Here is a 20,774-nt window from a genome sequence, read left to right as displayed (position 1 = left end):
TGGGGATATTTCGTCCGGGACTGCCTTAGTCTGTTGTTGGATAGGAGATCAAAAGGTACGTGGGCCGAATGTATTCAGTAGTCGCAAAGGTGCACGTTAAAGTAACTTTGTCCTTCAGCGTTTGAACGACTTAATGATTACACCATCTTTCTTAGAGATTAAATAGGTTGCAATAGGAACCACTTGATCGTCAAGAAAGGTGACATCATAGCAAGCGATTGGATCCCCATTTTTTTCACTGAAGGAATATCCTTCGTTGGTCTCCATAGAGTAATTGCTGAAGGTTTCTTCGTAGTTGGCCTGGAACTCTGCCAATGCGATTTCATTTGCCTTGTCCATAGTGATCTTGCTTGAGCATCCTGATAACAGCAGACAAGAAATGATGGCTGCTTGTAAGATAAGCCTCATGGCCACTTGTTCTCCACCAAATAATCCACCGCCGCCTGCTCAATAGGCAGTCCGGCGCGGTAACGCTCCAGATACACGTTGAAGCCTTCTACATCGGCGCGGTCAGGAGGCACTTCTTCCCCTTCTGCCTCAGAGAATACCTTGGCGCTCAGGTAATCCGCCAGTTCCTCGTCCGGCTCCTTATGAAGCATATAAGCGGCCAGCAGGGCGATTCCCCACGCGCCGCCTTCTCCGGCGTTGGACATGACTGATACGGGAACGTTCAACGCAGCGGCACAGATCCGCTGGCCGACCTGCGGGGTCCGGAACAGTCCGCCATGTGCCGTAAGCTGTTGAAACGTGACCTGCTCCTGCTGTGTCAGAATATCCATCCCGAGCCGCAGCGCAGCGAAGGCGCTGAACAGATGGACCCGCATGAAGTTGGCCAGCGTGAAGCGGCTCTGCGGCGACCGCACGAACAGCGGACGGCCCTGGGCCAGCCCGGTGATGTTCTCGCCTGAATAGTAGCCGTAGCTCAACAAGCCGCCGCCATCGGCGTCTGCCTCCAGCGCCTGGCCCAACAGGACGCTGAATAACTGGTCCGCATCGGGCTTCTGTCCCATGGCTTCGTAGAATTCGCGGAACAAGCCCACCCAGGCATTCAGGTCGCTTGTGCAGTTATTCGCCAGCACCATCGCGACAGGACTGCCCTCCGGCGTAGCCACGATGTCGATCTCGGGGTAGACGGCGGACACATTCCTCTCCAGTACGAACATGGCAAAAATCGAGGTCCCCACAGACAGATTACCGGTGCGTCTCCTGACACTGTTCGTCGCCACCATGCCGGTCCCGGCGTCGCCTTCGGGAGGACACAGGGGAATGCCTGCCTGTAAGCTGCCTGATGGGTCCAACAGCCGGGCCCCCGCCTCATGGAGATTCCCGGCATGTTCCCCGGCAGTGTACACCTTGGGCAGAATCTCTTGCAGGGTCCATGAGTAGCCTCTGCCTTCCAGCAAGCGGTCAAACTGCTGCACCATATCCTCATTGTATTGCTTCGCCGCTTCGTCCACAGGGAACATCCCGGAGGCATCCCCGATGCCCAGCGCCTTGTTGCCGGTCAGCAGCCAGTGAATATAACCCGACAAGGTAGTCATATACCGGATGCCGGCCACATGCGGCTCATGGTTCAGAATGGCCTGATACAGGTGGGCGATGCTCCAGCGTTCAGGGATTTTGAACTGGAAGGTCTTAGTCAGCTCCGCTGCGGCTTCAGCCGTGGTGGCATTGCGCCAGGTACGGAAGGGAACCAGCAGCTCCCCATCCTGGTCCAGCACAATATACCCCTGCATCATGGCCGAGCAGCCGATGGAGCCGATTCTTTGCAGCGTTACCCCATAACGCTCCTGAACCTCCAGCTTCAGCTGCTGATAGGCCGCCTGTACGCCCTCAATCATTTCCTTCAGATCGTAAGTCCAGTACCCCCCGATTAATTGATTCTCCCATTCATAGGTGCCGGATGCGGCAACAGCATACTGCCGGTCGATCAGCACCGCTTTGATCCGTGTGGACCCCAGCTCGATACCCAGCGAGGTATCTCCCCGCACAATCGCTTCCTTCATCGCAGAATTCCCCATGACAACGCTCCCTCTCTCTCCAATACGAAGTTGAACCGAATATAGCATAGGAGGATGAAATCATACAACTCTTCCAGTCCCACCCAGCTGATCCTTCCCCCGGAATAGGCCGGTTTAGCCCGATTCCACTGTTGCAAATCTGCGAATTCCGTCTGCTGAGAAATAAAATAAAATTTTTTTATGCCAGATTCCCGGGTCAGCACCATGTTCTTCACGGGTTTGCACTATTTGCAGCTTGATGAAGCCTGCCTGCGGGTTGTCTGGATAACGCTCATACCGGGCGCAAGGAAATAGTGTGGATATTTTGCGACTCATGCCCGGCCTCTGGTTGAGGGAAATCCGGTGTGGAACAGCGGGGCGATGGGGGCGGGCTTGTGAATTTTTGACGAACATTACGGCAGAGATTCCAGACGGTCCAGCGGAGACAGTCGCAAATTTACAACACTTAAAAACCTTGATTTTAAGCCATTTCCGCCCTATTGACCGCTGCTTTTTTCTGTATTACGATGACATTGCGAAATATTTCACAAACAAAACGAGGCACCACAGAGCAGCGATAATGAGAGACACAGAAGGATGAGAGAGACACACAGAAGGCCGTTATTTTTTTAACACCTGTAGTGAAAATATTCACATAAAGAGGAGCAGATGAAATGAACAAAGTAATTTCAGCCGCCAAAGCAGCGGAACTCATCAAGGACGGGGACACAGTAGCAGCAAGCGGATTTGGATTATCCTGCTGGGCAGAGGAGATGGGCATCGCCATTGAAGAGCGCTTTGTACAGACCGGACAGCCGAAGAATCTGACCGTGATGCATGCCAGTGCCGTCGGCAACCGCCGCGACAAGGGCATGAGCCACCTGGGCCATGAAGGACTCATCAAGCGCTGGATCGGCGGGATTGCCATTGCATCTCCAGGGATGGCCAAATTGATCGAAGAGGATAAATGCGAAGCCTACAACCTGCCCCAGGGGGTAATCACTCAGCTCTACCGTGAGATTGCCGCCAAGCGTCCGGGCGTGATCACCAAGGTGGGGATGGAGACTTTTGTTGACCCGCGTGTCGAAGGCGGCAGAATGTCACCGTCCACGAAGGAAGATATTGTGAAGGTGATTGAGCTGGAGGGCGAGGAATGGCTGCTCTACAAATCGTTCCCGATTCAGGTCGGCCTGATCCGCGGCACCGTGGCAGATGAGAACGGCAACCTTACCTTGGAAAAGGAAGGCCTGCACATGGAGGTCCTGCCGATCGCCCAGGCGGTCCGCAACTCCGGCGGCATCGTAATCGCCCAGGTCGAGACCGTAGCGAAGAACGGCACGCTGAACCCGAAGGATGTGAAGGTTCCGGGGATTCTCGTCGATTACATCGTGGTGTCCACACCGGAGAATCATTACCAGACCGAGAATACGCAGTATAATCCGGCGTTCTCGGGCCATGTCAAAGTTCCTGTGGAGTCGATTGAAATCTTGCCGCTCGACGAGCGCAAAATCATCTCCCGCCGCACCGCCGTTGAGCTTCAGCCAAGCACGATCCTGAACTTAGGCGTGGGCATTCCGGTCAATGTGGCCAACATTGCTGCTGAAGAGGGCGTAAGCGACCAGCTGATTCTGACCACCGAGGCCGGCTCAATTGGCGGCGTTCCTGCCGGACTGAAGGACTTCGGCCATGCGTACAACTCCGAGGCAATTGTCGATCATGATGCACAGTTTGACTTCTATGACGGCGGCGGCATTGATCTCTCCGTGCTTGGCCTGGCGCAGACCGACGAATACGGGAACGTCAACGTCAGCAAGTTCGGTACACGGGTAGCGGGCTGCGGCGGGTTCATCAATATCTCCCAGGCAGCGAAGAAGCTGGTGTTCGCGGGTACTTTTACAGCTGGCGGGTTACAGATCGAGGTGGAGAACGGCAAGCTGCACATCATCCAGGAGGGCAAGGCCAAGAAATTCATCCGAAAGGTGCAGCAGATCACCTTCAGCGGCTCGTATGCTGCCAAGGTGGAGCAGCCGGTCGTGTATGTTACGGAACGCGCAGTCTTTGAACTGCTGAACGGCAAAGTAACGCTGACGGAAATCGCACCAGGCATCGATCTGCAGACGGAGGTTCTGGATCAGATGGAATTCATGCCGGTTATCTCGCCCGAGCTGAAGGTGATGGACCCCGCCATGTTCCAGGAGAATTGGGGCAAGCTGAAATCGATTATCGCCGATAAGAACCGGGTGTTGCAGGAAGTGTAAGCATCAGCATGCTGTAATCATAAACCATATCAGAAAAGAGATGAGATCATGAACGTACAGTTGAACCGCTGGAGGATCTTGATTGCCTCAACCATTATTAACATCTGTGTAGGCGCCATTTATGCTTTCAGTATTTTTGCACTGCCGCTGACCAAGGTATTTGATGTGACGATGCCGGATATTATGATGGCTTTTACCATTAATGCAGCGATTTCTCCGATTCCGATGATTCTGGGCGGCAAGCTGGTGGATAAAGGAGGGGCCAAGAAGGCGGTCTTCATCGGCGGGGCCATGTTCGGCCTCGGCTTCATCCTCTCGGGTCTGGCGACTGCTCCTTGGATGCTGTATATCACCTACGGCGTGATCACCGGGATTGGCCAGGGGATTGTGTACTCCTCGACGATCGGGAACAGCGTGAAGCTTTTTCCGGATAAAAGAGGGCTGGCAGCAGGTATCGTTACAGCCGGATATGGCGGCGGCACCATCGTAATCGCTCCTATCGCCAATGCGTTGATCAGCAGTAATGGTGTGCAGTCAGCCTTAATCACGCTCGGCGTTGCGTTCCTGATCATTGTTCTGGGCCTGGGCCTGCTGGTGAAGCCCGCGCCTGCCGGTTATGCTCCTGAGGGCTGGACGCCTCCGGCTGCCGCAGCCGCGAGGGGCGGAGTCAACATCCCATGGAATGAGATGATCAAGAAGCCTTTGTTCTATGTGATAGCGTGCCTGTTCCTGATCGGGGCCCTGTCTGGTATGATGGTAACCGCAAATGCCTCGGTCATTGGGCAGAAAATGTTCGGCTTAACCGCCGCAGCCGCCGCTCTGTACGTGAGCCTGTACTCGCTGAGCAATTGTCTTGGCCGCGTATTCTGGGGTGCAGTATCTGATAGAATCGGCCGTGTGAAATGCCTGCTGATGATTTATCTCGTCATTTCGGCGATGATGCTTACGATTGCTTTAACATCTTCCGTAGCCGGATTTGCCGTAGCAATTGCCGGGATTGGCCTGTGCTTCGGCGGAACGATGGGCATCTTCCCGTCGATTGTCGGTGAGAAGTTCGGGATGAAATATTATGGCGTGAACTACGGCGTCACCTTCATCGGCTATTCGGGAGCCGCGTTCTTCGGACCGAGAATTGCCGGCAGTGTGGCCGCCGCGAACAACGGCAATTTCACGAACGCTTTTTATATCGCGCTGGTGATCTCCCTGGTCGGCTTCGCCCTGACCTTCGTCTACCAGGCGATGGAGAAGAAGAAGCCTGAACCGGAAATAGTGAAGGCTGCTTAAGAAGTGATTTTAATCTCAATCTCAATATCAATACAAATTCACATAACACATGGAGGTACATGACAATGTCGATTACACAACTATTAGGAATTAAGTATCCAATTTTCCAAGGCGGTATGGCTCAGATCGCTGTTTCCCCGCTGGTAGCCGCAGTCTCCAATGCAGGTGGACTGGGCATCATTGGCTCCGGCGGCTTCACTGCTGACCGTCTCCGTGACGAGATCCGCAAGGCCAAGGCAAGCACCGACAAGCCTTTTGCCGTCAATCTGATGCTGATGATGAACAATATTCCTGAGCTGATTCAGGTCATTATTGAAGAAGGCGTGAAGATTGTGACTACGGGTGCAGGCACACCGGCCCCTTATATGAAGACATTGAAGGAGAACGGCATCATCGTCATTCCGGTCGTCCCTTCGGTCAAAATTGCCAAGAAAATGGAAGCCCTCGGCGTTGACGCCATTGTCGCGGAAGGAACCGAAGCGGGCGGACATGTGGGCGAGACCACTACCATGGCCCTGCTGCCGCAGGTAGCCAGTGCCGTATCGATTCCGGTCATTGGTGCAGGCGGGATTGCCGATGGACGCGGGATTGCCGCAGCTTTTGCACTGGGAGCACAGGGTGTGCAGGTCGGAACCCGGTTCCTGGCTACGGTGGAATGCCCGACGCATGAGAACTTCAAGCTGGCTGTAGTGAATGCCGATGATACCAGCACCACCGTAACCGGCCGCAGCCTGGGCGGTCCTGTCAGAAGCATCAAGAACAGCATGATTGCCGAGTACCTCAGACTGGAGGATGCAAAGGCTTCGCGCGAAGAGCTGGAGAGCTTAAGCCTGGGTTCCTTGCGCAGAGCTGTATTTGAGGGAGATACCGATACCGGGTCCGTGATGGCCGGCCAGATCTGCGGGTTGGTCAACAAGATTACGACCGTGGAAGAGATGATTACCACCATGTTCGCTGAGGCGCAGGAAGTCATGGAGAAGATGAGCAAAGTATCTTTTGATTCCGCGGTTCATGCCTGATTAAAGTTTGCTCTGCACCGGCCAAATGGTATCATTGATCTAATGATGCTGTTTGGCTTTTTGTCTAACCTGAATGTAAGCGTTAATATCATGGATTGGGACTGATGAATGTGACCAAAAAAAACAAAAACACAGGTAAACCCGCGCTCGACGAATTCGTAGAAGAATATCCTTCGACCCTGTTTGTCACCGACCAGAACGGGAATATCTTAATTTCCAATGAATTTACCGCGCTCACCCTCGGCATTCATCTGGAAGAGTTATTGAAGGCCAACGTTCAGGACCTGGTTCGGGCAGGCTATTACAACAGTTCTATCACAATGGAGGCGATAGCGACCAAGCAGAAGGTGTCCAGGACCGTCAATACCTCCAGAGGCTTCCACGTGTTCTCGTCGGCCATTCCCATTCTGGACAAGGACGGGGAGGTACAGCTGGTCGTCACCACCTCCAATGAATTCAGCCAGGAGCATAACTATTATGAAGCGAATGTGCCGGTCGCCCAGCAGATTAACAAGCAACTCGGCAAAGCGGCAGCGGAGAAGCGGGAGGGCCTGATCGCCGAGAGTCTGGCGATGAAGCAGATTATCAAGGTCTGCAACCAGATTGCCTCCTATGACAGCAAGGTGTTAATCTACGGTGAATCCGGCACGGGCAAAGAGGTCATTGCGAAATATATCCATCTCAAAAGCGAGAAGTGGAAGGGGCCCTTCATTGCCATTAATTGTGCCGCAATTGCTCCGGCCTTGTTCGAATATGAGCTGTTCGGATACGAGAAGGGCGTTCTAGAAGGGCAGACCGAGGTCAAGGCGGGCATGATTGAGATCGCGAACGGAGGGGTGCTTTTCCTCGATGAGATTGCCGATTTGCCGATGGAGATGCAGGCCAAGCTGCTGCGGGTGCTGGAAAATAATGAAGTGCGGCGGGTGGGCGGCCTGACGAATATCCCGGTCAATTGCCGGGTGATCTCTGCGACGAACCGTGATTTGTGGAGCCTGGTCAAAAAAGGGCTGTTCCGCGAGGATCTGTATTACCGGATCAACGTTATTCCGATTCATATTCCACCGCTGCGCAACCGGAAGCTCGACCTGGTGGGGCTGATCTCCAGCTTCATCGCCAGCTTCAATCAGATGTACGGCAAGAAATACGTGCTTAGCGCCGATGAGTTCAACCATATGCTGAACCAGCCCTGGAACGGGAATGTCAGAGAGCTGCGGAATTACATCGAGCGGCTGGTGGTGACCGAGCATGTGAGCCAGAGCCCGCAGGAAGAGGAGCAGATCGGCGACTGGTTCTCCCTTGACCATTTTATCGAGAAGAATAAGCACCAGCTCTCCACCCTTAAGGATTTCACTGCCGTAGCGGAGGGCCATTATATTCAAAAAGTACTGCAGGATTGTGCCGGGAACGGGACGGAGGCGGCCAAGCGCCTGAACGTAGACCGGTCCGTGATCTACCGGAAGCTGAAGAAGATGGAAGAGGTGCTGGGGAATTAAGTGAACCTATTTCCAGAATCAGGCGTATTAACTACTATGCCTATAATTCTATGGAAATGGAGTGAAGTGAATGAATTTGTCATGGTTACGTAACCGCTCTGCCTTGTGGACGAAGACCGTGTTATCCGCTGCACTGGTTCTGACACTGACGGCTCCGGCTGTTCAGGCTGCTGCCGTTCCCCCGGCTGCTTCGGATGCTCCGGCCGCCGCTGCAACAGGCAAGCCGCTGACCGCCGGGAATGTCGATGCTTTTCTTAAACCGTTCTTCAGCTCGAAGGAGGTGCAGGCACAGCTTGCCGGCGCTGTTGTTGTAGTCGTTAAGGACGGCAAGACGGTGGTGAAGGAGGGCTTCGGATACGCCGACAAGGCTGCCAAAACCAAGGTGGACCCTGACCAAACCGTGTTCCGCATGGCCTCCGTCTCCAAAACCTTCAATGCCGTTGCCGCTATGCAGCTCGTGGAGCAGGGCAAAGTTGATCTGAAGGCGGATTTTCAAACCTATACCGGTAAGCTGGACTTCGATAATCCCTTCGGTGTTCCCGTAACGGTTGCGGATCTGCTGACTCACACGACCGGCTTCCGCATCCAGGACCCGCTGCCGGAGGATATCAACCAGGATTTCACCACCAAGGTATCGATTGAGGATTATGTGGTGAAGCATATGCCGCCGGTGGTGCGCAAGCCGGGCACCTCTTACATGTATGACAACTTCGCTTCAATGCTGCTTGGTCTGGTGGTGGAGAAGGCCAGCGGGATGCCTTATGAAGAGTATATGGAGAAGCATGTCTTCGGCCCGCTGAATATGGATTCAAGCGGCTTCCTCCTGGAAGGTAAGCTGAAGGACAATCTGGCAACAGCCTATGACGCTACCGGCAAGGCGCTGGATCTATACACTTTGACGCCAACTGTTATGCCTCAAGGCGGTATGCTGTCTACCGGCGATGATATCGCCAAGTTCATGACGGCTTTTCTGGACGGGGGAGCAGCGGGTACGAACCGCATTTTGAAGGCGGATACGGTACAATCGATGGAGGAATACCGTTCTTCCATTCATCCGCTGCTGCCGAATACCACTTATGGCTTTGAAGCAGCTTTCCAGCTTCCCGGCGCGGGCAGCAGTCCCAAGATTATCACCAAGGCTGGTGATTTGATCGGCTTCAGCACTTATATGGTCCTTATTCCTGAGCAGAACACTGGGGTGTTCATTGCCTATAATCAGCAGAGTGCATTGCGTGAGCAGTTCTATCCGGCATTCATTCAGAATTTCTTCCCGCAATATGCGGCACCGGTGAAGCTGGATGCCTACAAGCCGATGAGCGCTGAAGCGCTGAAGGCCTTCACCGGCTACTATGCGGATCTCCGTATGAAGAGTCTGGTGTCTACCGTCTCCGTGCAGAATGGTGCGCTAATGATTAATGATGCTTTGCTGGGTTCCCGCAAGCTGATTCAGGTAGATGATAATCTGTTTACAGATGAGCTGACCGGCAAACTAACCGCCTTCGACCTGAAAGCGGACGGTCAAAGCGCCTATATGAAGGAGCCGTACCTTAATCCATTCGGCTATGCCCAGAGAGGGCCGGACGGCGTGGGTTATGCTGACGTACCTGCCAGCCATCCTTATGCAACTCCGGTGAAGATGCTCCAGTCGCTGGGGTATCTGCAGAATGATGCATCGCTGAGCTTCCAGCCTGACTCGGGCATTACGCGCGCCCAGTATGTGCGGCTGATGATGGAGAGCAGCGGATTACGGGGCAGCGATTCCGGAAAGCTGGCCTTCCCCGATCTGCAGGGTCATTCCGATGCCGCTTACATCCAGCAGGCTGTTGAGCTGGGCATGATCGAAGGAACGGCAAGCGGAGAGTTCCAGCCCGACCGGGTGATTACCCGCCAGGAGGCTGCGGTCATGATATGGAGAGTCTACAACCAGCAGTACCCGGATAAGCTGTTCGAGAAGGTGAAGCTGTCCGGCACCACGGACAAATGGGCCGTTCCGGCCGTGAAAATGGCTGTGGCCCTGGGCCTGTACGGTCCAGACTTCAAGCCGGATGCCAAGGGCGCTGTGGACTACAAGTCCAGAGCCGCACTGAGCAAGAAAGAGAACGCCGCTATCCTGTATGCGCTGTTCACGAACCCGATCAACCAGAGCGTGACCCAGCTGTCGGCGCAGGCGGATGGTGGGAAGTAAGGCTAAAGGTAGTTAGAGGGGAGGCTGTCCCGGTGGATAGCTTCTATTATAAAGGACACAGGACCGGCCTTGGGCCGGTCCTGTGTCGTTGTGGCGCTCCTGATGTTACGGGAAGCGGGCTGTTGGCGGGGATGAGGTGTATAAGTACACTTGATTTCAAAAATAGTTGGCGGATTGAGCACCAGGCAGATGGCCCGAATGTATGTGGAAAACAGCATACATTGTGCTCAAACACAGGTGAGCAAATGAGGAGCATAAGTGCACCTGATTCCCCCAGTGCAACTTACTTACAGATGTGCGGACTTAGCGCCCTGGCCCTTCAGCCATGCGGCCAGTTCGGTGGCATGGCTGCGCAGAGCGGCATCCAGAGGAGTGAGGCCGTCCCATGGGGAGGGCCAGTTCAGCTCGGCGCCCCGGCCGAGCAGGTATTCGGCGGCAGCGCGTTGTCCGCCGTGGCAGGCGCACCAGTACGCGACGTTTACCTCGTCTGGTGCAGCTGAAGCGGAGCTTGCTCCCCAAGGGTAGCGGCGCGGGAGCGGATTTCCGGCGAAATGTGCCTCCATCGCTTCAAGCAAACCGAGCGCCGCCGCGTGCCATAGCGCAGGCTGCGCGCCGCGCTCTACCAGCCGCTGCGCTGCCCGCCACTGCGCGAATGCCACGGCATCGTCCAGCGGGGTTCCGCCGGCTATGACGGCGCCGGGAGCCTCAATGTCGGCACCGGCATCGAGCAGCAGGTCCAGCACCTCCACGTCATCACTGCTTGCTGCCCAGTGCAGCGGCGTCTCGCGGTGCGGCCCGCTGAACTGCGCATTCACCTCCGCGCCTGCCTCAATCAGCGCAGTAACCACCGCTGCATTATTGGGATAATGCCCCGGCCAATCGGTGGCAATATGCAGCAGCGTACGCGACATCGCGCGAACAGTGCTGCCGCCAGTATTCCCGTTACTTGCCCCAGCGGCTCCACTATTAGCATTGTCAGGGTTCAAGCTGCCGGTTCCAGCATCGCCAGTCTCCCCGCCGCCCGTGCCTTCGTTACTTGTCCGTCCCTCTTCAGCCCCAACAATCCGGGCTGTAGCCAGCCCCGGATTTCCAGCCAGCAGCCGGGTTAATTCCGGAACATCCCCGGTACGAATCGCCTGTACCACCGATTTCGCCAGCGGATCGTAAATTGCCAGCCACATGATGTCTTCATCGCTCATCGTAGAACTCCCTCCGTTCATCCGCTATCACCCCAGTCCCAGGCATCCTGCCAACAGTCTGCGGGAATTAGCTGTGACAGCTCCGATGTTACAGCGATGCATCCTGGCAACAAGTGTGCTATCAGACTGCACCGCTGTACATGGCTATAGTATATCTTTTCTTTATTTTTACTTCAAATTTCACTTACCTCCGGCCCACTCTGCACACCGGTACTCACCGCATCGGTGAAGGTGTCGGTGGTGTGGAAGTAATAGGAGTGCTGGCCCGGGGGCAGCTTGGTGGTATATTGATAGATTCGTCCATCCGAATAATTATTGTCACTTGGATTGGCAGGCTGCATGGTGCGGACGACGCCGTCCAGAATCAGCTCCATAGCGAACGGGGCCTGATTATCGGCATCCGTATATGTGACAGTGAAGGTATAATCCGTCTGTGTGGTGCCGGCAGTGTGATTTACACCGCCTGCGGTCAGGGTAGGTGCACTTCCGCTGACCGTATTGGTCGCTTTAATCTCGTCAACCAGCATTTGGCCTGGCGTGACGGTGTTCTGCTTCAGCCAGATGGACATCTTGAGCGTCCGTTTATCGATGGCAGGCATTAGGGTATTAAGATTGAATTGCAGGTCGGTCCAGTCGGACGGAACCTGGACCCAGCCTCCGGTCAGATTATACGTTCGTTTGCCGTCATTGATCTCAATCCGTGTCCGCAGGTCAGGCGAGGCCGGATTCTTCAGGCTGATATTCAGATATTGATAGCCGCTGAGATCCACAACATCGTTCCAGGGCTGAAACTTCGCTGCTGAGTTCACATTGGCCGGGGTCTGGCTGAACTGGCCGGCCGTACGTCCGTCGACAGTTACCTTGCTGAACGTGCCTGTCCCGCTATTCTGGTTATACCAGTTGACCCAGGTGGTATTGGCCGCTGAACCTCCCCAGAAGCCGCCGCCGCCGAAATCATCATAGAGCAGCGGAGTGGAAGGGTCCGGTAGAGCCGGAGCCACGGTGTAATGCGTGGAGCTGTAGGTGTACCCGCCGGAAGGATCTTTGGCGCGGACATCGACTCTTTTATTCGTGTAAGGCAAGGATTGGCTCTCATCTATGACCGCAGTGTAGACCGCGCCGCTCACTGTGGAATATACGTTACCGGAGACCGTCATCGGCTGATAAGGCAAACCGTTTGCCGCATATTGGGCCTGGCTCAGCTCCTCCCCAGCACGCGCAAATATCGTTACATTGCCGCGTACCCATTCCCCAATCAATGGCGAGAGGACCGGCAGGGCCGGCGGCACAGAGGCAACATCCGCACCTGTCCCCGGAGTGGCGCTCAAGCCCATAACGGTATAGAGCAATCCGGCCTGAATGCTGATGCTGAACTCGTTATACCGCCACTGGTTCGTATCATCCAGATAGAGCGAACGGTCCTGATACCACGGACTTACGCTGCTCTTGTTCTTGGGGTCCTTCATATTGGGTCCGCTGACCATCGCTCCCGGAAGAATGATGCCGGTATCTCCCGGCGTATTGGATTCCTCATTGTAGCGGGTATGCGGGAACATCACATGATGGGTGCCGATACCGGAGACCCAACTGATATTCCACGGATTCTCTCCGAACAGCCAGTACATCCCCTTCAACACCCCTTGCAGCGCAGCCGGATCACCGAACAATTCATAGTACCGCAGCAGATCGCCCAGGTAAGAGGCATGGGGCTCGTTCACCCCGAAGTTTTTGAACTGGTTCAGCACCCCGTACGGGGTATCATCGGCCATGGAGAGGAAGTAATCCGCTTGCCCCTTGAGCAGGCTATGAATATGAGACTGTGTAGCAGCATCGGCAACCGGATAGAGTTCAGCCATGGACAGCGGACTCATATCCCAGTAGTTGGTGGAGGAGATGTCGCCCAGGGTCAGCGCGTTAATTGTAGCGGTGGCAGCATTCTTGTATTTGGCTTCGCCGGTCAGCAGGTAGAGCTCAACATCCGCCAGCAGCTTGGAATTGGGAATTCCGCCTCTTGTGGAGTAGGAGCCAATGGGACCGTCAGGATGGGCAACCACATATTCATAAAAGATGACCGCCGCACTCTCACATGCTTCAGCGAATTCCGTAAGCTCCGCGATCTGCGCGGACGCGATATCCCCTTCGTCAATTGCTGTGCGGATCGCACGCGCGGTAGCAGCCAGCGTACCGGCTGACTTGGCCGAGCCGCCGACACTCAGGTCTGTCAGCTTGCGGTCATCTGAGGTGCCGGAGACATTGTCCGTGGATTTCTCAGGATGGACGAATGAAGCGTTGTTGCGGAGATTGTACATCTCCCCGCCGAGCTGGTTGGCAAACTTAATGAGGTACTCACTGCCGAAGACGGCTTCGTCCACCAGGTCAGGAATTCCGTTGCTGTCATTATCGTACTTCACGCTGTCATGGTCAGCATAACGGATATAGGCCAGGGCAATCTCCGCGCCGACCCACTGGTTGCCGCCGTATTTGCCGTAATCTCCGGCGTCATACCAGCTGCCGGTCAGATCATAATGGGTCAGGCCGTCCGCAGACTGCGCATCATCCAGATGGCCGGCCCCGTGGTAGAGCTTGGCCGAAGGCGCTACACTGCTGTACCCCGCAGGATAAGCATCGCTGGTCGCGACCGAGGCACGCAGCAGCCGGTAGAAGGCGGTCATCTCATCCTTGTACTGATCCCACAGGTTCGGAGCGATCTCAAAAGGATAAGAATACACCTGATTACTCCGCACTCTATAACTGCTACCGGAATCCGTGAGCGGGGTGAAGCCGATCGAGTAGACATGCTTGTTCCAGTGCAGACCCTCGTAGGTCATCGTGCCAGAGTAGACTACGTTAGTTCCGTCCAGTATTTCATAAGTGGCATCTGTGACCGTGGTGTCCGAGATGAATTTGGCATTCTTGATGTCATCTGCGCTGTACCCGGCCTGGCTCACAACAATATCAATCACTGATGAAGCCTGGACAACACTCAGCGTCTGGACACTGGTGGCCACTTCATCGGAGGTCGTGTCGGTGGTGCGGAAATAGTAGGTATGAGCGCCTGCCGGGAGCTTTGTCAGGAAGCTGTATTTTTTGCCGTCTGTATAGGTTACATCCGCCGGGTCGGATTCCCGCATCGCATAGGCTGTATCGTCAATAATGACCTGGACGGCGAAGGGCGCTTCGTTGTCCGCATCGGTATAGACAGCTTCAAAGGTAAAATCCGTATTCTGGTTGTAGCTGCCGTCGGTATTGGCGGTCATCCCTGCCGGGCTTAACTGGGGAGCGCTCCCGCTGGATGCTGTGGTGAACGTGATGTCGTCTACCCACATTTCCCCGTACGTGCCGCCCGCCTGACGGAGCCAGAGCTCCAGCTTGACCTTTTTCTTCTGAATCTTAGGCGACAGGGCATCCAGGTCAAACTGCAGATCGGTCCAAGCCGCGGAGGCAGGCACATACCCTCCGGTCAGATTATAATTGGTGATGCCATCGCTGATGACTACCCGGACAAGGGACTGCGCATATCCGCCATTGTTCAGCGACAGGTTCATATAACGGTAGCCGGAGAGGTCGAAGGTCTCGTTCATCGGCTGAAACTTGGCCCAGGAGGAGGCAGAGGCCGGGGTCTGTGTGAATTTACCGATCGTGCGGATGCCGTCCGTTGTTTTGGCGAAGGTTCCGCTGCCGCCGCTCTGATTGAACCAGTTCGTCCAGTTCTGCGTGAACAATCCGCCGCCGGCGAAGTTATCGTACAGCAGCGGGTGTGCCGGTCCGGGCAAGGGGGCAACCGCAGCAGCGGCAGGACGGGGGGAGAGAGCTGCCGAGCATAGAATTAACAGCAGGCTGAGGCTTACAGACAATACCTTTTTAAGGCTCGCGGAGAATGGGCTTCCTGTGAACATCGTAGAACCTCCTCATATTAGAATATCTTGAATCCGGCTCTCCTTTCATTTTATTGAAAACGCTTGCAAAAGTAGCATAAAAGAGTTACCATCACTAATCGATGATGAATTGCCGGAAATATGTGATCTATACTAGGGCTGTAAAGGCTTTTTTCCTGTGTATAGACAGGTTGCCTAATTTCTGGATGCAGGAATCCCTGATATAGATCACACACTTCATGAAATTGATCATCTACGGTAATTTATAGCGAGTGTAAGGTGAAACCAGGCGGTGCCATGTATAGTGCGCCGTTGAAGCAGCGAAGGGGGAACAGCATGTATAAAATTCTGGTGGTGGATGATGAGCCGAGAGTGAGCGCGGGGATCAGAAATTTTCTGTTATCTTCGGATATGGACATTGTCGCGGTGGAGACAGCCGTGAACGGGTTCGAAGCGATTGATTACTTGCGGATGGATCACTTTGATCTGGTGCTGACCGACATCCAGATGGGCCGGATGAGCGGGATCGAACTCATGGAGAACATCTATATGGAGCAGTGGAATGTTCCGGTGATTGTGATTTCCGCCCATGAGAAATTTGATTTTGCCAAAAAATCGCTCCGGCTCGGGGCCAAGGATTATCTGGTCAAGCCGGTGGAACGGACCGAGCTGCTGCGTGTCGTCCGCAAGGCACTAACCCGGAAGGAGCTCCCGGATACCAGCCCGCAGCCAGAGCATGGTCCGCTCCGCGGGCAGTCGCGGCGGGATGAATGGCTGATGGAGCTGGTGACCGAACGGAATCTGACGCAGCGGGATATTGAAGCGATCACCGGGGAGCTCGGAGGACTGCTGCACGGTCCCTTTTACGGAGTGATCTCCGTCCGTATCGATTACAGCCAGGCAGGGTTCAGCCGCCGGCAGGTATCGCTGCAGGACCGCAAATTATTGAAATATGCTGCGCTTAATATTATGGATGAGACGCTTGCCGAGTGGAATGGTGTTACTTTTAACGGCTTCGGCCATTCCATGATCAGCCTTATCCAGTTATCCGCTGAAGACAGGGACGATCCCCGGGTCAGCGTACACTCCCAGATCCAGATGATCGGGCAGATGATCGCGATGAATCTGAAGCGGCATTTGAATGCCGAAGCGGTTATCGGCCTCAGTACGCTTGGCGAAGGAATTGCCGCGCTTCCGGGACTGCTGGAGCAAGCGGATAAGGCGGCCGGCTGGAATCACGTTCATCCCGGGCATCAAGTGTTCTATTATGGCGATTTCGCTATGCAGGAGCAAATGAGCCGGGGGCAGCAGGAGCCGGATGCGGGGCTTGCGCCGCAGGAGTCCGGGACAGGAGCATCTGGCGTCATCTCACGCATTACCGGCTACATCCAGAGCAACTACCGCAACCCGGCGCTCAAAATCCAGGATATCTCCGAGGAGGTCCACTTCAGCGCGGCGCATCTGGGGTATATTTTCAAGCGCGAGATGCGGATGAATCTCTGGGATTATGTGACAGCCCTGCGGATGGAGGAGGCCAAACGTCTCTTGGCTGCCACAGACAAGAAGCGCTACGAGGTGGCCTATGCGGTCGGGTATGAATCACCCGAGCATTTCAGCCGGATGTTCAAGCGGGTGCTGGGATTGACACCGGCTGAATACCGCAAGCAGGCCAGAGGAGGGGCACGGGGTGAAGCAGAAGCTTAGACAAAGGCTGAGATTCAGACTGAAGCATAAGGTCATTCTGGCGTTCCTGCTGTGCATCGTGCTGCCTTTTATCGTGGTGGGCTGGGTCTCTGCTTATGTGGCGCTGAACACCATCAAGGAGGAGGTCGGCAGTACGACCCTGCAGCTGGTCAAGCAGAATCATGTCACGATTGATAAGACCCTGTCTGCGGTGAACGACCGGACGATCACGCTGCTCGACAGCCAGTTCTTCAGCAACCCGGAGGGGTACAGCTTCTGGACCGGCATTGACACCCTGAATGAGATCCGGCAGGCCGACAATATTCTGGACAGCTGGTCTACCGGAGGGACGGAATATGCCATATATATGAAAAATATTGAGCGCAGGGCGACGCCGTTCGATCTGTCCTACAAAACCAAAGGCTTCAAATACCTGGACGGGTTCAGCGGCGGCTTGCCCGATCTTAACGTCAGCCTGATGGATGTCAGCGGCGCAGGAGCGCTGCGCGTCATGCCGTCCGGGAGCGGCGAGACCACCATCTCCTTCATGCGCAACATTCTGAATCCCCGTAATTATAATGAAGTGATCGGCCTGCTGGCTGTCAACAAAATAGAGGTCATGCTGACCCGTGACCTGGTCTCGGTGGAGCTGCCCGCCGCTGCCGGGGCCTTCCTGTTCAACACCAGCGGGGAGCTATTGATGTCCACCGGCGCAGGCAGCATTATCCCCGGCGAGCTGGGCAAGCACCTCGAACCGGATGTCCCCTATGGCTATACCTTTGCGCAAGAAGGCGGGGAGGAATGGCTCTATGCCTACTCGGACAGCTCCAGATTCCACACCAGATTATTGTACAAAATCCCGTTAGAATCCATCACCGGCAAGCTCATCTGGTTTCAGCGGCTGCTGGTGGTGATTTCGTTCATTTTCTTGGCGTTCGTGCTGACCTTTGTCCTCTATATGGTAAGACTTGTGGTGAGGCCTGTGGTCGAGCTGGTCGCGGTGATGAAGATCTATGAGCCCGGCAAAAAGCTGCTGCTATCCGAGGAACCGCTGCGCCAGGATGAATTCGGCATTCTCCAAGGCTCCTTCGTCCGAATGACCCGCAGGCTGGACCATTCAATTGAAGAGAATTACGGGATGCAGCTGAAGCAGAAGGAATACGAGCTGCTCATGCTCCAGTCCCAGATTACCCCGCATTATCTGTACAACACCCTCGACTCGATCTATTGGTATGCGCTGGACAGCGGCAATACCGAGGTCGGCGAAATGGTCCGCGACCTGTCGATGCTACTGCGGATCGGCCTGAGCCGGGGGCGGAAGATGATTACGGTCGGGGAGGAACTGGAGCACGCTCAGGCGTATACCCGGCTCCAGACGAAGCGTTACCCGGATACCTTTGAGGTCCGGTGGCAGATTGACGATGAATTGAGAGAGTATGAGACACCCAAGGTGATTATTCAGCCGCTGATTGAGAATGCCATTCTTCACGGTGTGCGCGGCATGGACGGAGAAGGGGAGATCCGGGTATCTGCGGTGCAGTCAGAAGGCGCGCTGCGCTTCATTGTCGAAGATAACGGGCATCTGCCGGTAGACCTGGCGGAGCTTGCGGCCATTCTGGAAGCAGAGCAGAGTGCGAAGGGATACGGGATCAGGAACGTGCATCAGCGCATCCGGCTCCATTACGGGGAGGCCTACGGTCTGGCTTATGAGCGGAGCGGGGACGGGTGGACCCGGGCGGTGATAACCTTGCCGCTGAAGCGGGCGGGGGCTGAGGCAGCCGGAACGGACTTATAAAAGATCACAGTTATGCGGGAATGCATCATCGAAGCGGAGGAGGGATGGCTCTATAATAAGTCCATGAAAGGAGTAATGGACATGATTAGAGCCTCTGGATTCTCAAGATTCATCCATGCCCTGTGGAAGTACAAGGCGCTGACGCTGATGCTGCTGCCGGCGGTGCTTGTCCTGCTGGCGCACAGCTATCTGCCGATGTTCGGCATCTTTATTGCTTTTAAAAATGTGAATTATATGGACGGGATCTGGGGCAGCCCCTGGGTGGGACTGGATAATTTCAGCTTCCTGTTCTCTTCGGGGGATATGTGGCGGATTGTGCGCAACACGCTGCTGTACAGCCTTACCTTCATGATTCTGAATCTGGTGCTGTCGGTGACGATTGCGGTGGCCATCAACGAGATCCGGCGGCGGCTGCTGGCCAAGGTGTACCAGAGCTTTATCATCCTGCCGCACTTCCTGTCGATGGTGGTGGTGAGCTACCTTGTATACGCTTTCCTGCAGCCGGATCACGGCTTCATTAACGCTACGATCCTCAAGGCCTTTGGGCACGACCCGGTCTTCTGGTATTCGGAGAAAGAGTATTGGCCGTATATCCTCGTCTTCGTCAACGCCTGGAAGCACGCGGGCTTCGGGGCGGTTATCTATATCGCGGCGATTGCCGGCATTGATCCGGAGTACTATGAGGCGGCGCTGATTGACGGGGCATCCAAGTGGAAGCAGATTACGCATATCACGCTCCCTTTTATCCGGCCGGTCATTATTATTATGACGATTCTGTCGATGGGCAGTATCTTCAGCTCCGACTTCGGGCTGTTCTTCCAGGTGCCTATGAATTCAGGGGCGCTGTACCCGGTAACGGATACCGTGGATACGTATGTCTACCGCGCCTTGATGCAATTGAACGACATCGGCATGTCCTCGGCCACGGCGCTTGTGCAGTCTGTTGTCGGATTCATCATGGTTATTGCGACGAACAGTATCGTCCGGAGAATCGACCGTGAACAGGCGCTATTCTAATGAAGAAGGGAGAATCCTCATGAACAGCAACTCCAGTTATTCCCTCGGCGGCAACTCAGCCGCTTCCAACGTACTGCTGAATCTGGCCTTCGTTATTCTCTCCCTGCTGTGCTTCCTGCCGGTTCTGCTGGTGATTATCGTCTCCTTCACAGACGGGCAGTCGATTCTGACGCAAGGGTACAGCTTCCTGCCGGAAAAGTGGTCGTTCATTGCCTATGAGATGATCTTCAAGGATTGGGTCACGATTGTGTCAGGCTACCGCGTGAGCTTCACCATAACGGTGCTCGGCACAGCGGTCAGTGTGCTGCTCATGGCCATGTATGCCTATCCCATTTCCCGGGCAGATTATCCGTTTCGTAACGTATTTACGTTCTTTCTGTTCTTCACCATGCTGTTCAACGGCGGGATGGTCAGCCGGTATCTGATCTATACCCAGGTGCTGCATATTAAGGATACCTATATGGCCTTGATCCTGCCGATGCTGATCGTGCCGTTCAACGTCATCATTATGCGGACCTTCTTCCAGACCACCATTCATCCGGCGGTGATTGAATCGGCGCGGATTGACGGTGCGGGTGAGCTGAGAATTTTCCTGCGGATTGTGCTGCCGCTCTCGCTGCCGGTGCTGGCGACCATGGCCTTGTTCAGTACGATCGGCTACTGGAATGACTGGTTCAATGCGCTTCTGTACATCACCAGCGAGGACAAATATCCGCTGCAATATCTGATGATGCGTGTTCTGAACGATGTGCAGTACCTGCGCAGCAATGTGGAGCTGGCCGCCCAGAATCCCGGCATGATGAAGAATCTTCCGAATGAATCGCTGCAGATGGCGATGGCGGTGATCGGGATGGGGCCGATTCTGGTGGCGTATCCGTTCTTTCAGAAGTATTTTGTCAAAGGGCTGACGGTAGGGGCAGTGAAGGGCTAAGGTGTGGTGGAACCGGCAATCAGCATCATCTGGCT

General features: G+C 55.0%; 14 protein-coding genes. 9 read left to right on the top strand and 5 right to left on the bottom strand.

The window, feature by feature from the left end:
- Positions 1-114: 114 nt before the first annotated feature.
- The 3 genes from MHI24_RS07380 to MHI24_RS07370 all read right to left on the bottom strand — a co-directional run bounded on the left by MHI24_RS07380 (position 115) and on the right by MHI24_RS07370 (position 2,336).
- Positions 115-408 (bottom strand): hypothetical protein, encoded by a 294-nt coding sequence (locus MHI24_RS07380; RefSeq protein WP_340024963.1) that lies wholly within the window; start codon positions 406-408, stop codon positions 115-117.
- On the bottom strand, positions 405-2,021 hold the full coding sequence (locus MHI24_RS07375; RefSeq protein ID WP_340024962.1) for an FGGY-family carbohydrate kinase: 1,617 nt from the start codon (positions 2,019-2,021) through the stop codon (positions 405-407). The genes MHI24_RS07380 and MHI24_RS07375 overlap by 4 nt, the downstream gene beginning before the upstream one ends.
- A 114-nt stretch (positions 2,022-2,135) precedes the next feature.
- Positions 2,136-2,336, bottom strand: coding sequence for a hypothetical protein (locus MHI24_RS07370; RefSeq protein WP_340024961.1), 201 nt, complete (start codon positions 2,334-2,336; stop codon positions 2,136-2,138).
- Between the two features lie 338 nt (positions 2,337-2,674).
- On the opposite strand from MHI24_RS07370, the gene MHI24_RS07365 reads away from it, so the two are divergent.
- The 5 genes from MHI24_RS07365 (at position 2,675) to MHI24_RS07345 (ending at position 10,239) form a co-directional block, all read left to right on the top strand.
- The gene (locus tag MHI24_RS07365; protein WP_340024960.1) at positions 2,675-4,258 is read left to right on the top strand and encodes an acyl CoA:acetate/3-ketoacid CoA transferase; all 1,584 of its coding nucleotides are present in this window, start codon (positions 2,675-2,677) and stop codon (positions 4,256-4,258) included.
- A gap of 48 nt (positions 4,259-4,306) precedes the next feature.
- Complete coding sequence (locus MHI24_RS07360; RefSeq protein ID WP_340024959.1) at positions 4,307-5,542, top strand: OFA family MFS transporter; 1,236 nt, start codon at positions 4,307-4,309, stop codon at positions 5,540-5,542.
- A 65-nt stretch (positions 5,543-5,607) separates the two neighbouring features.
- A complete protein-coding gene (locus tag MHI24_RS07355; protein WP_340024958.1) occupies positions 5,608-6,561 on the top strand; it encodes a DUF561 domain-containing protein in 954 nt (317 codons plus the stop codon).
- Positions 6,562-6,665: 104 nt separating this feature from the next.
- The gene (locus MHI24_RS07350) at positions 6,666-8,054 is read left to right on the top strand and encodes a sigma 54-interacting transcriptional regulator (protein ID WP_340024957.1); all 1,389 of its coding nucleotides are present in this window, start codon (positions 6,666-6,668) and stop codon (positions 8,052-8,054) included.
- A gap of 70 nt (positions 8,055-8,124) precedes the next feature.
- On the top strand, positions 8,125-10,239 hold the full coding sequence (locus MHI24_RS07345; RefSeq protein ID WP_340024956.1) for a serine hydrolase: 2,115 nt from the start codon (positions 8,125-8,127) through the stop codon (positions 10,237-10,239).
- A gap of 287 nt (positions 10,240-10,526) precedes the next feature.
- Here MHI24_RS07345 and MHI24_RS07340 read toward each other — a convergent pair whose 3' ends face one another.
- Positions 10,527-11,438, bottom strand: coding sequence for an ankyrin repeat domain-containing protein (locus MHI24_RS07340; RefSeq protein WP_340024955.1), 912 nt, complete (start codon positions 11,436-11,438; stop codon positions 10,527-10,529).
- 173 nt (positions 11,439-11,611) lie between these two features.
- Positions 11,612-15,334 carry a glycoside hydrolase family 9 protein gene (locus tag MHI24_RS07335; RefSeq protein WP_340024954.1) on the bottom strand — a complete coding sequence of 1,241 codons (3,723 nt, stop codon included), beginning with the start codon at positions 15,332-15,334 and terminating at the stop codon, positions 11,612-11,614.
- Positions 15,335-15,649: 315 nt separating this feature from the next.
- Here MHI24_RS07335 and MHI24_RS07330 point away from each other — a divergent pair, with 315 nt between their 5' ends.
- The 4 genes from MHI24_RS07330 to MHI24_RS07315 all read left to right on the top strand — a co-directional run bounded on the left by MHI24_RS07330 (position 15,650) and on the right by MHI24_RS07315 (position 20,739).
- Complete coding sequence (locus MHI24_RS07330; RefSeq protein WP_340024953.1) at positions 15,650-17,017, top strand: response regulator; 1,368 nt, start codon at positions 15,650-15,652, stop codon at positions 17,015-17,017.
- Positions 17,001-18,791 (top strand): sensor histidine kinase, encoded by a 1,791-nt coding sequence (locus MHI24_RS07325; protein WP_340024952.1) that lies wholly within the window; start codon positions 17,001-17,003, stop codon positions 18,789-18,791. Before MHI24_RS07330 ends, MHI24_RS07325 begins: the two co-directional genes overlap by 17 nt.
- Positions 18,792-18,872: 81 nt before the next feature.
- Positions 18,873-19,808 carry an ABC transporter permease subunit gene (locus tag MHI24_RS07320; protein WP_340024950.1) on the top strand — a complete coding sequence of 312 codons (936 nt, stop codon included), beginning with the start codon at positions 18,873-18,875 and terminating at the stop codon, positions 19,806-19,808.
- Between the two features lie 19 nt (positions 19,809-19,827).
- Positions 19,828-20,739: a carbohydrate ABC transporter permease gene (locus MHI24_RS07315; protein ID WP_340024949.1), complete on the top strand. Its 912-nt coding sequence runs from the start codon at positions 19,828-19,830 to the stop codon at positions 20,737-20,739.
- Positions 20,740-20,774 lie beyond the last annotated feature (35 nt).

Source organism: Paenibacillus sp. FSL K6-1096, assembly GCF_037977055.1.
Lineage (GTDB): Bacteria > Bacillota > Bacilli > Paenibacillales > Paenibacillaceae > Paenibacillus_AQ.
Note: the sequence above shows the minus strand (reverse complement) of the source record. Positions and strands in the feature narration are given on the sequence as shown.

Bases quoted from the DNA above. Each gene is read 5' to 3' on its own strand.
- MHI24_RS07370 (WP_340024961.1), bottom strand. From the start codon at position 2,336: ATGAGTCGCAAAATATCCACACTATTTCCTTGCGCCCGGTATGAGCGT.
- MHI24_RS07330 (WP_340024953.1), top strand. From the start codon at position 15,650: ATGTATAAAATTCTGGTGGTGGATGATGAGCCGAGAGTGAGCGCGGGG.
- MHI24_RS07350 (WP_340024957.1), top strand. From the start codon at position 6,666: ATGAATGTGACCAAAAAAAACAAAAACACAGGTAAACCCGCGCTCGAC.
- MHI24_RS07345 (WP_340024956.1), top strand. From the start codon at position 8,125: ATGAATTTGTCATGGTTACGTAACCGCTCTGCCTTGTGGACGAAGACC.
- MHI24_RS07320 (WP_340024950.1), top strand. From the start codon at position 18,873: ATGATTAGAGCCTCTGGATTCTCAAGATTCATCCATGCCCTGTGGAAG.
- MHI24_RS07360 (WP_340024959.1), top strand. From the start codon at position 4,307: ATGAACGTACAGTTGAACCGCTGGAGGATCTTGATTGCCTCAACCATT.
- MHI24_RS07355 (WP_340024958.1), top strand. From the start codon at position 5,608: ATGTCGATTACACAACTATTAGGAATTAAGTATCCAATTTTCCAAGGC.
- MHI24_RS07340 (WP_340024955.1), bottom strand. From the start codon at position 11,438: ATGAGCGATGAAGACATCATGTGGCTGGCAATTTACGATCCGCTGGCG.
- MHI24_RS07380 (WP_340024963.1), bottom strand. From the start codon at position 408: ATGAGGCTTATCTTACAAGCAGCCATCATTTCTTGTCTGCTGTTATCA.
- MHI24_RS07375 (WP_340024962.1), bottom strand. From the start codon at position 2,021: ATGGGGAATTCTGCGATGAAGGAAGCGATTGTGCGGGGAGATACCTCG.
- MHI24_RS07365 (WP_340024960.1), top strand. From the start codon at position 2,675: ATGAACAAAGTAATTTCAGCCGCCAAAGCAGCGGAACTCATCAAGGAC.
- MHI24_RS07335 (WP_340024954.1), bottom strand. From the start codon at position 15,334: ATGTTCACAGGAAGCCCATTCTCCGCGAGCCTTAAAAAGGTATTGTCT.
- MHI24_RS07315 (WP_340024949.1), top strand. From the start codon at position 19,828: ATGAACAGCAACTCCAGTTATTCCCTCGGCGGCAACTCAGCCGCTTCC.